This is a genomic window from Clostridium sp. MCC353, assembly GCF_018785315.1.
In the GTDB taxonomy this organism is placed as follows: Bacteria; Bacillota; Clostridia; order Lachnospirales; family Lachnospiraceae; genus CHH4-2.
This window is the reverse complement of the sequence record NZ_WQPN01000066.1, coordinates 13442-25713: the sequence shown is the minus strand read 5'-3', so window position 1 is coordinate 25713 and position 12272 is coordinate 13442. Positions and strand designations below refer to the sequence as shown.

The following is a 12272-nucleotide window of genomic DNA, read 5'->3' as shown; positions in this document are numbered from 1 at the left end:
GGGGGCCTTCAATTGCAGTTCTTTCCGATATATAACAGGAAGTTTTTAAGATATGGAAAATTAAAAAAGATATGCAGGATCATTACATATTCTGCATTAATTGTTTACTGAAAGCGATATAATTTTTTCTTCGTTTTAAGCAAGGTTTGGACTATCCGGCTAAAAGCAGCAGCCCTACTTTCCTCTATACAACGACAATGATCCTCTCATTCTGCTATATTGTGAACTTGCTCAATATATAAATACATGAGCTTTCTGTCTCAGTGCCGATTGCCTTTCTATTAATGGGGCTTATGCCAGCTCCAGAGGAACAGATTTACACGCTGTAAAAGCGAGTCAGGAACAAACCTTGCCGGTTAACTTGCGATTAAAATCACAAGAATGCACTGGTAAATTTTCAAATATTTTAAGAATAAATTAGCGAACCGATGAAATGAGAATTTGGTAACAATTTTAAATCATCGTCGCATTTTTGCGAAATATATGTTATACTAATTGCTATGGAATAACCGTGATACAGGGTGATTGGCCTCCCTTTACATAAGATGGGAGGTGATGTGAATGTTCGATTTTAAAGACCTTATGGCGTTTGGAATGTTCATTCTAGCATTACTTATCTTTATAGTTATATATCTGTAAGTAATAAATCATTAGTTTTTGTTCCTTGTTGTTAGGAATAGAAAAACCACCCTGTGTACTTTGGCGAGTCCTGGGTGGATTTTCTATTCAGCATGAGGCCAACCACCTTTGTGTGGCGGTTATTCCTTTTTGTACTTTTACTATAGCATTTTCGTAAAAAAATGTCAAATTATATAAATGTGCTACTGGTAGCACATTCCACTTATAGGAGAAGAAGCAGCATCAACATAAAAATGTGCTACCAGTAGCACATTTCACTCGTAGAAAGGGGAATGAGTTATGAAAAAAAGAAGACTATTAATTGCAGCACTTTCCGGTATTATGGCTCTTATGCCAATTACTGCTTATGCAGCGGAGGGCTGGGTGCAAGATGAAAGAGGGTGGAAGTATCAATTAGAGGATGGAAGCTGGCGTACAGACGGCTGGGTAGGTGATGATGACGGTACTTGTTACTACTTAGATTCCGAAGGTTATATGCTTACGAATGGCTATACACCAGACGGTACTTGGATTGGTGCTGATGGTGTATGGGTTAAAGAAAGTATGCGAGCTGAGTATGAAGCCAGAAATGCTGCTTTTGCATCTGTTACTGCACCTGATCTTTCTAGCAAGGATGTTTCACAATATCCATTATTAGGAAAGATTCCTTATTCGCTTTCAATTGATGGTTCACCCGTTCTTTTTACAAATAACCTTGAATATGCACAAAGCAACATCTTTAAATCCAATCGTGAGATTCGAATGAGGGATGCCAATGTTTTGCTTTATCTTGCAGGGTTATATAATAATGAACTTACAGAATATGAACAGGCTGTTGTCGAAAAGGTAATGGAGTTCTTAAATAGTTTTGACTGGCAGAATGCTACAGACTATGAAAAAGCAGAACAGGCTGTTCGTTTTATCGCAGAGCGGAGCCACTATGATATTATTGATGATGATGCACTTCTTTATAATTCTTCATACTCTTGTTTGGTAAAAGGGGTGTCTGCCTGTGATGGTTTTGCTCAAAGTTTTCATTTGTTAACTAGAGCGGTAGGAGTTAGAAGTTTTTACGTAAGTACACTTAATCATGCCTGGAATTATATAAAAACCAATGATGTTTATTTTGTAATAGATACATCTGATCTTGTACAATCCTACCATTACTATGATGATAATGATGTAACTTTCAACTCAGAATTGACAAAATATTTGACTACCCTAGCGGATGATGCAGATCAAAATATTTGGAGTTTAAATGGAACATCCCTTCAGTTTGATCCAAATATTCTATCCGAACCGTTATTTTAAATAACTAAATAGAGATAAAAAAGACTATGGACATAGAAATATGTTTCATAGTCTTTTTATTTAAAAATTATGAGAAAGGAGATTTTATGTTTCAAATGAATTTCACTACTACAGCCAAACAAACTGTTTTAAAAAAAAGAATATACATGTATCTAAATAATATTTCACAGGGAGATCAGCATTGTTAAAACCATGACTTTAGAAAACGAGGAAAATTATTATGAAACAACTAGTGAAACGCTTTTTATCCATATTTCTTATATGGGTAACGCTTTTTATTCAACTATGTTCCCCACTCATGGTTTATGCAGACACTTCTATGAAATTCTCTGGAACTGATATTTGGTTTGGTTCTTCTGAAATCATGTTTGGCCAGGAACGTCATTATTTATTTCGATGGGATGACAGTCATCAGAATGCATTTTGTATTGATCCGGGAAACCATATGGGATCGGATGTACGGGCTATGGGAGTTCATTATAAAATCACGGATGATGATATCCCATACATTTCCAGTGAAGAAGATTTTAAACTGCTGGCATTAATCTGTGATTGGTATGACAAAAAGGGGTCTATCATGTCCTCTAACGGTCGTTATGCCGCTGCTCAAGCTGCCATATGGGCTGTTGTAACTGGTAATTGGGATGAAGCAGATGATTATATTTCAAAAGTAAATAGTCACGTCTCTGGTACATCCTCTGCTTGGTCTGATTTGCAAAATTGGATTGATACGACATATCAAGGAGCTGAAGTCTTACCAGATTGGTGTTCTACTTCCAAAGAGAATGCCCCAGCACAAGTAATGTCTTTGGAAAATGGAGTTTATAAACTAAACCTAGATTTTTCATCAACCCCCGATTTAGCCAAAGTTAACTGGGAATTATCAGATGGATGGTCAAAATCTATCTCTGGTACAACTTTAACATTTACTTACGATGGCTCAAACATGCCTACAACAATGATTAAAGGAAATTTACCTGCTTCTTTACAAACCATTTTAAAAAATAGTCAAACGTTAACTATATACATACCAGAACGCTCGAGAGACCAGGCTATGATTGGTGCTGGTTTACAAATTGATAATAATATCTACATCAACATCGGCGGCGTGACCGTCCCTGACACCCCCACATTTGACGAACCAGAGCCGCCCCACGTAGATATCTACCGCCACAAAGAAACCTTCCTGTCCCACTACTTATTCGACCTTTCCAAATACTGTGCTGAAACCAGCAAGGGCCTGGAAGGTTCCACCTTTGAAGTCCTGGAATCCTTTGACGGCTCCCAACTGGGCAACGGCCTGTATGGATCGGTTTCAAAGAGTTCCATGTGGCCATCTCCTGTCACCTGGGACGACTGGCGGGTCTGCGGCAGCATCCGCACTGGTCCGGACGGGACTGCAAACCACACCGATACCCGGCGCTACGAATATGAACGTACCTACTGTGACGGCCACCCGGAGCCGGAGTATGTGGAAGTCCCCGAACCAGAAGAGGATGAATTAACCGGAGAGGTCACAAATGAAGATGAAATTGAAGCAGCCGAAGAACTGAACGCCCTACTGGAAGCACAATGGGAAGAACTGATCGCTCTCTGTGAAGAGAAAGCAGAAGACGGAACCCACTATCACGGCATGGATTCCGGGGATGCCCTGGAAGAAATGCTTGAAGACCGGGAGCGAACCTACGATACCTTCATCCACCTGGAATATGGCTACACCATCCGGGAAATCAATGCCCGGTACGGCTACATCCTCCATGGTAAACACAACGATGATGAAAGTATTCCCTCCATTCGGATCAATTCTTCTGAGGCCGGATCCGACTGCCAGGTAACTGCGTGGAACCAGCCCGAAGGAATCCGATCCATAGGAGAAAAGACCGATTTTGGCACTATAACAAAATCCCGTCTGGAATGGAACCCGGGAACCCGGAGCCTACCGCTTCCCTATACGGCCCCAGCCTCCTTAGAAGAGTTCCGGTTCATTACGGAAACAGAAGCCGAACTAAAAATACCGGCCTTAAACTTGGAAGAAACAATTGCGACTTCCTCCGATGCCGAAGCAACGCTGCCAATATCAACCGCATCCAATGCGGATCCAACAGCCAGCCCTTCCGATGCTGAGGAAGAAGATCTTCTTGATCTGGATACAGAGTTAATTAATGACCTGGCTGAATCGGAAGAAACAGCAGAGGATTCACCCGGGGAAGCTCCCTACCTCTACACCCTTATAGATCGGAGGTTTGAAGCCATTCAGCCAGCTAAAAACTTAGCCATATCACTTTCCTTTGATGATGAGGAAGACGGCGGATGGGGTGATTTTGACACCGGCGTTTCCCTTCCATCCCCGATAAGTGACCACGTTTCCGACATTACCCCGTCTGGAACCCCGGACCGGTCCGCTTACCTCTTTAAAGTTTACGACCGCCGTACCGAAGGGGAGATCCATATCAACAAACGGGATCTGGAACTGTACAACAAGGACAAAGAGAAAAGCTACGGCCAGGTACAGGGCGACGCCACATTAGAAGGCGCGGTTTACGGATTATATGCAGCGGAAAACATCGTTCACCCGGACGGCAAAACCGGAACTGTCTATAAGGCCAATGACCTGGTTGCCATGGCCACTACAGATATCAACGGAGATGCCTCCTTCCTGGCCTATACGGAAGAGAGCGATACTTCCAAATCGGTTTTCAACAATGACCACCGCTGGATCGGCCACCCCCTGATCTTAGGCAGCTATTACATCCGGGAGATATCCCGCTCCGAAGGCTATGAACTATCGGTTTACGGCATCAACCTGACCGATTCCAACCGGAATGCAACCGGCACCACGACCATTACCGAAGCCGGATCCGTCTCATCTGGAAGGCTTTACCATCCGATTGATGAACATGACGGCTCCTGGAATGAATTTGATGTTACCAGCTATAAAACAACCAATGGGTACGACATTATCGTAAGCGGTTACCCCAAAGGCACTACCTTCTACCAGTCTGAACGCATCCCCACCACCAAAAAAGAACAGGTGGTCATCGGAACCAAACAGGTAGCAACCGGCGAATATGAAAAAGCGGAAGATGGCGAAAAGAAGCTGGATTCCACCGGGAACTATATCCCGGTCCTGGACGCTTCCGGCCAGCCGGTCTATGACACGGATAAGCCCGTTGCAGAATCTTATTACCTTTATAACCGGGTCAGCACCTATCCATCCGGAACCGCCAGCCCTTCCGATGGGGAAAAGTGGCTGGATGAAACAGACGTGGATCCGGATTACTTAAAAGATGAGCTCAATGACATGCTGCATCAGACCGGATACAAAGTCCTGGATGATACAGACGGCGGCGGCGCACCCTGGACAATCCTGGAACTGGAAGGCCAGACCAACCGGGAAATCGGGGAAGAAATCCTGGACTGGTATGCGTCCAATTCCTTCTGGGACAGTGCTGCGGTTCATCGGATCTTTGAGGAAGAGGAAATTTACAAAGCAGAAGTCTTTTATGACTACAAAGCGGCCAAATGGAAGGCTGTGTATGATCCTCTGTCCCAGGCGGTTTACATCCGGAAAGACCTTACCGTAACCGGTGGAGCCGCAGACAGTCATTTATTCTTATCCTATCCAGCCGGAAACTTTACCAGGAACGGGTTTTATGTATCCGTCTTTCCGTCCAAAACCATTACCGGAGAGATTCCGTTCTTAGAAGATCAGGAACCGTTTTTACAGGAACAGTACCAGCCGCTTTATGAAACGTATTGTGCCGGTGATTACCGCCTGGACTTAAACGGGAACCGTATCCCAATTTATGAGACACAGTTTATTTACGACAACCTTGACCAGACTACCGTAGATTACAGCCTGGTTCCGGTTACCGCATCCTATGACGCCGCCAGCGGAAGCTATACCATCCATGTCCCCAATACCGTCAATTGGGACACTGAGACAGATCCCCAGACCGTTACCTACCGGGCCGTAACAAAGGAAAAAGAGATTGTTATAGACGGGGAAGAATGGTTTTACTCAGACTACCTGGCTCAGATCAAGGGTGCCGGTGTCAGCGCCTTTACCATCAAAAATGCCCTGGATCAGGGCAGCTACATCAAGTTTCAGAACCTGGCCTATCCGGGACAGACCGTGATCTATCAGGACGGCAACACCCGAAAGGTTCCGGTGATTGTCCTTCAGAGAGTAATCAAACAGGCCATTAAGGTAACAAAAGACATTGCCCAGACCTCCTATGACAATGTGAATACCTATAAAATCCATCGTGATCCATTCACCGTCCTGTTTGGAGGCTACAACGGCAAAAAGGGAACAAAGACCCTAAAGGACTTTTACTTCCGTTTATACCGGAAACAGGATTTGGTGGATACCGGCCAGCTGGTGCCGCTTGACAAAGGGGATCTGGAATACGACTATGAACTCTTTTTCAAGGAACACCCGGAATACATCAAAGACCTGGCCGTTGAATGGGATCTTCCGGACCAGGATAAGGATCATGACCTGACCACGATCCATGCCGACAAGGGAAGCGGAGTGGATGACTATTACGCTGCCTCGGCCATGCTGCCATATGGCACCTATGTCCTGGTCGAACAGCAGCCAACCACGATCCCAAATAAACATTATGAGATCGATAAACCCCAGGAGATTACCCTTCCCCGTGTTCCGGAAATTGACCCGGACGGTACGGTACATGAGGGCGTGGATTCCAGCGACTATCTGTATGACAGCGAAATGACGCCGGAAAAGATGCGGGAAAAATACTTCATTCGTTTTCACGAAGAAACCCATGTGATTGAAGCCCATAACAATGACGGAGACTTTAAGATCTTTAAATATGGCCTGGAACCGGATTCCTGGCAGGACTGCGGCAATGAAACCGTCCAGTCTTACTATCATTACGGACAAAGTGAAAATGCTGGTGCCCAGGACGGCGTTTACTATGAAACCTACTATGACCGGAACGGCCACATCACCGATTACGGAATCACCCAGGACGGTGTAAAAACCATGACCGGAATCACCACCATGGTGGACCGGAAGTTCGCTCCTGCACTGGTTCCATGGTCGATCCAGAACCCGGTCACCGGAGGGATCATCAATGACAACGGGGATATCGGAAACCGGGAACCTGGCCTGGATGAAACAGGAAACTTCAACTATGTTGCCCATGCGTCTGCGGATATGGAGAACCGCTTCTACAGTTCCAAAATCCGGATTGAGAAATTGGATTCTGTGACCGGGGAAAACATCATTCATGACGGTGCCTTATTTAAGATCTATGCAGCCAAACGTGATCTCACCGGAGTAGGAGCTACCGGAGTGACCGGAACAGGAAAAGTCCTTTATAAAACATTTACCATAACCGGCACCAGGGCAGAGCTGGAATCCAGAGGGGATGCAGACGGCATCCACTGGAACGGCAGCACCTACGAAGGAACCGTAACAATGCCGGACTATGATGAATCCGAACAGATCCTCATGCAGGACACGGAAGGCAATGAGGTGGGGATCTTTAAGGCGTATTCCACCATCAAAGAGGTGGTAACGGAAAGCGGAAAAATCGAAAAGATCCCGGTGGGCTATATCGAAACCTACCAGCCTCTTGGAGCTGGTGTCTACGTCCTGGTGGAAGTCCAAGCTCCGGAAGGTTATTTAAAAAGTAAACCGATTGCCTTTGAGGTTTACAGCGACAAGGTGGATTACTACGAAGAAGGAAATCCCAATCAGTCCGTAACTGCGGAAAAATACCAGTATGCAATCCCGGTCATGGGAGAAGAGAATAAATACCATACCTACGATGTAAACCAGATCAAAGTAAAAGATTATCCGTCTCAAATGGTCATCCATAAGGTGGAGGATGGCGATTCTAAGGTCGGGGATACCAATGCCCTGGATGATCTTTCTGGTGTCAATGACAAAGGGGATCTTCTCACATACCAGGTACGGGGCCGAAAGGAGTACCTGGAAGCCAGAGGGGATGTAGAAACCATCACCTGGGATCCGGATGCCAAGGAGTATTACGGAACCGTAACAAAGACCTTCCAGGAATGGTCTGAGGTGATCATAAGCGGAACAGAAGCCGAACTGCTGGCCCGGCCCGATGTAAAGGTTCTTTATGAGCTGGACGGCAGCTTTTCCGGAAAAGGGATCCTGTTCCGTATCCCGGTAGAAGGGGCTGGCCTGGCCTTGTATAAGGGCCTGGAAGTGAAGAGAACCGGCAAAAACCAATACCTGGGCGTTTCCGCCAAAACGGATGAAGAAACCGGAAAAATCATCCGGGTTACTGCCGCGGAAACCGGAAACCACTTAGATATTACCACCAACGAAAAAGATTCCGGCCCGGCCCATCTGGATATCTGGGATACGGAAGAGATTAAGAATCAGTCGGTTGATGTGTATTTCTATGACCTGGAAACAACTAAGACGGAGCCGGATCCACTAACCGGGGAATTGTATGTTTTAGATGACCGGGGAAACCGGATTTGTTATGCCGATTCCATTACCGGTATGGCTTATGTATATGATGATTATGGAAAACTAATTGTATACCCGGTAGATGAAGAAGGCCAAAAGCAGTTAGTCCAGTCCATCCAGATTCATTCTGATGGATATTCGGAAACCATTTATACAGACCTGGATGCCTTAGAGGATGAAAACGGCCTTCCGATCTATTACAAAGATGGACATGTCACCTGGCAGGACGAAGTCTGGACTACTTCGGAAGACGGAACCCATACCATCACCCGGCTTCCATTTGGGGCTTATATCCTGGAAGAAACCGACGTCCCGTTCGAGCAGGGCTATGTACAGTCCGAATACCTGGGCATCATTTTCCGGGAGAGTAAGGAAATCCAGGATTTTTTCCTACAGAATAAATTTACTAAAGTGAATATTGCCAAACTGGATATTGATACCAAGTCAGAGATTCAGGATGCCAAACTGACCCTGTACCGGGCGGAGAGAGTAGAGAATGCCGATGAAGAAAAGGCTATCCAAGAGTATGACGATGAAGGAAATATTACCAAAAAGAGTGTCAGTAAAGAAAGTGTCAGTAAAGAGAACGCCAGTAAAGAGAATGTCAGTAAAGAGAACGTCAGTAAAGAGAATTCCAGTGAAGATTATGCCATCAAAAAGGAAGATGGTGAAAAGGGATACCATCTGGTGAAAGGTGAAGTTTATGCCGAATGGATCTCCGGCTACCAGTATGATGACAACGGAAATCCCCGGTTTGTCCGTCCGGGCGAAATGGCGGCCGCCTCTACTCCCCACTGGATTGACCACATTCCGGCAGGTTACTACATTCTGGAAGAAACCCTGGTTCCCTACGAATGGGGCTATGTGCAAAGCCCGCCGGTGGAAATCCTGGTAAAAGAAACAGGAGATGTGCAGACCTTTGTTATGGAAGACGATTACACCGCTCTTGAGATCAAAAAGACGGATTCGAAAACCGGGGAGCCACTGGATGAAGAGCACAAAGCCACCCTTTCCCTATATCGCGCACGCCTGGACGAATCCGGCCGGCCGGTCATCAAGACTACCAAAATGAACCCGGGCCGGCAGATTCCTTTATGGGAGGAAAATGGCCTGGCTGCCACCTGGGAAACCAGTGATGGACAGGCAGTTTTAGATACCGGCAGAGAGGTCACAGATGAATACGGAGTAACCCGGACGGTATACGATTACGAAATCCATTACACGGATATGAGCGAGGACATCCGCCAGGCCCGGTACTACATAACGGAAAACGGCAGTACACGGTTTGAATACCTTCCGGTCGGCTTCTATGTCTTATTAGAAGAATCTACTCCGGAAGGCTATGCAACCGCTGATCCTTTGCTCATTACTGTGGAAGATATTGGTCATGCCGAAACGATACAGGAATTTGTTATGGAAGACCAGCCTCTGACTATGGATTTTAGTAAGGTTCATATGACTGGCGGTAAAGAAGTAAACGGCGCATGGCTTGAAATACACCAGACAGATGAATATGGAATCATGGAAACACAGCCGTTTGATACCTGGATTTCGGGCCGGGATGGCAGATATAGTGAAGCCGACAGAGAAGCAGGCCTGATCCCGGCTGGATTTGAAACAGGAGATTTAAAGCCTCATCGGATTGAATACCTGCCTGCAGGGGACTATGTTCTGATTGAAACCACAACTCCATACGGGTTTCTGCAATCTGTAAATATCCCCTTTACCGTAATGGACACCGGAGAAATCCAGTATACGGAGATGATTGATGAAATTCCGAAAGGGATTTTAGTCATCGAAAAGACTGATTCCGAAGCCCCGGACGAGCGTCTGGCAGGGGCTGTATTTACCTTAACTAATAAGGACACCGGTGAAGTTGTGGAAACGCTGATTACAGACGAGACGGGCTGCGCCACCGCATCCAATGCGGTGCCAATCGGCCGCATGAATGAACAGGGAAAATTCGAACCTTTCACCTATGAAATTCAAGAAGTGGACGCCCCGATGGACTATATGCTGAACCCGGTTCCCCACGAATTTCAATTCCTATACGTTGATGAGAGGACTCCAACTGTCTATTATCAGTACATGGTTTCAGATGATAAAAACCAGGTCCGGATCAGCAAAAAGAATCTGACAACGCAGGAAGAACTGCCGGGCGCGGAATTACTGGTAGTGGGGAAATATACAAAAAATATTGCAGATCATTGGATCAGTGCCGAACAGCCACATTATATTAACGGAATTGGAGAGGGTACATATTTTCTAATAGAGATCAGATCACCGGGGACAGGGTATGCATTGGCAGAAACAATCGAGTTTACGGTGGAACACAATATGACTGAAATCCAATATCTGACCATGTATGATGAGCCGACTAAGGTCTCTGTAGAAAAAATAGACGGAACGTCCGGTCTTACCCTTGCCGGAGCCAGGTTGAGCTTGTCAAAAACAGATGGTACTGTAATTGACCAATGGATAACTTCCGATATTCCCCATATGATCTATGGGCTTGAAGAAGGGGACTATATGATTAGTGAACTGGAGGCCCCTTCCGGATATAAAAAGGGATCTCCATTAAAGATACACATTACCTCAGCTTTTGAAGTTCAAAATTTCCAATACAGAAATTTCAAAATCCGGTCAGGTGGAAATGAACATTTTCCCGATATTAAAAAACCGGACATGCCGGATCCCTGGAAAATAGGCTTAATAACTGTCAAATACGCTCCATCCAGCAGACCTCATTTTGGGAGCTGGCTGACAGAACCGCTGTTGCGCCTGCCTAAACTTGGCGATGAGGCAGCAGGAATAGCCGGCAGGCTGTTTTTAGTATTTTTTTCGTTAATCGTGATCGCATATTTATGTAGAAGGAGAAAAAGATGAAGAAGTTATTATATTTAATATTCTCTGCCCTCCTGTTTACGAGCTGTTATCATTTTGAAGTATCCGCACAAGGGCCTCAGGCAGAAGAAATAACAATAACCAGCGAGATATTTTCTTCGGAAAATCCGGAATTCAATCCGCCAGATCAGCAATATGTGGATGAAAATGGAGTAGTCTACAGCCTGGATTCCTGGCGAACGATAGAACTGCCGGATAAAAAGGCTGAGAAGATCGTAGAAAATGAGGTGATTTATGAGGGGATGGAATACACAGACCGTATTCCACCGACTTCCGAGATCACCATTTATAATGAATATAACAGAGAGAAGATAACTTCCGATTATCCGGTCCAGGAAGTGATTTGTTTGGCGGAACGCTGGGAAACAGGCATGGAACTCCCCATAACTTACCACGATTACCATTCAGATGCCTATTATTTGGGAGATTATCTTATCATGCCGGATGAAGACAGGCCCAAATTAGAGGGGTATGAAGGCGTACTGCTGGCTATGGCGGAACTGCCGGAAAGTGATTACCATTTAACCGGAATTGAATGGAGAGGAGAACCCTATCAGGACGAATCGGGCCAATGGTGCCGTGATGCGGCTGCATCAGGAGAAAAACGCTTATGTGATTATCAGGTCAGATATGGGGGGAAAGCAGTTTTGACAAAGCAGGGAGGAATCCAGTGGGAGGCTGTATACCGTACCCTTGACCAGCCTGCGGAAACATTTGAAGAATCAATTGTTCAAACGGAGCCGGAGACAATGGAAACAAAAGAAATGATCCCCCCGGCCAATTGGAAAAACTGGATAAGGACAACGGTGATCATTACCGTTTCAATAGGAGTATTGCTGATTTTAGCAGCATGTTTAATCTATCTGGTCCGGCTTTTAAAAGAGAAAAAGAAACACAATATTACTCATGATAAGAGGAGGTAAGATGTGGAAAAACGGCTGGAAGGAGTTTCAAAATA

General features: G+C 45.3%; 3 protein-coding genes. All 3 read left to right on the top strand.

The window, feature by feature from the left end; translation table 11 throughout:
- Window positions 1-918: 918 nt before the first annotated feature.
- The 3 genes from GPL15_RS12820 (at window position 919) to GPL15_RS12810 (ending at window position 12237) form a co-directional block, all read left to right on the top strand.
- Complete coding sequence (locus GPL15_RS12820; RefSeq protein ID WP_215699072.1) at window positions 919-1929, top strand: transglutaminase domain-containing protein; 1011 nt, start codon at window positions 919-921, stop codon at window positions 1927-1929.
- A 1054-nt stretch (window positions 1930-2983) separates the two neighbouring features.
- A complete protein-coding gene (locus GPL15_RS12815) occupies window positions 2984-11296 on the top strand; it encodes a SpaA isopeptide-forming pilin-related protein (protein ID WP_215699071.1) in 8313 nt (2770 codons plus the stop codon).
- Window positions 11293-12237: a hypothetical protein gene (locus GPL15_RS12810; RefSeq protein ID WP_215699070.1), complete on the top strand. Its 945-nt coding sequence runs from the start codon at window positions 11293-11295 to the stop codon at window positions 12235-12237. The genes GPL15_RS12815 and GPL15_RS12810 overlap by 4 nt, the downstream gene beginning before the upstream one ends.
- Window positions 12238-12272 lie beyond the last annotated feature (35 nt).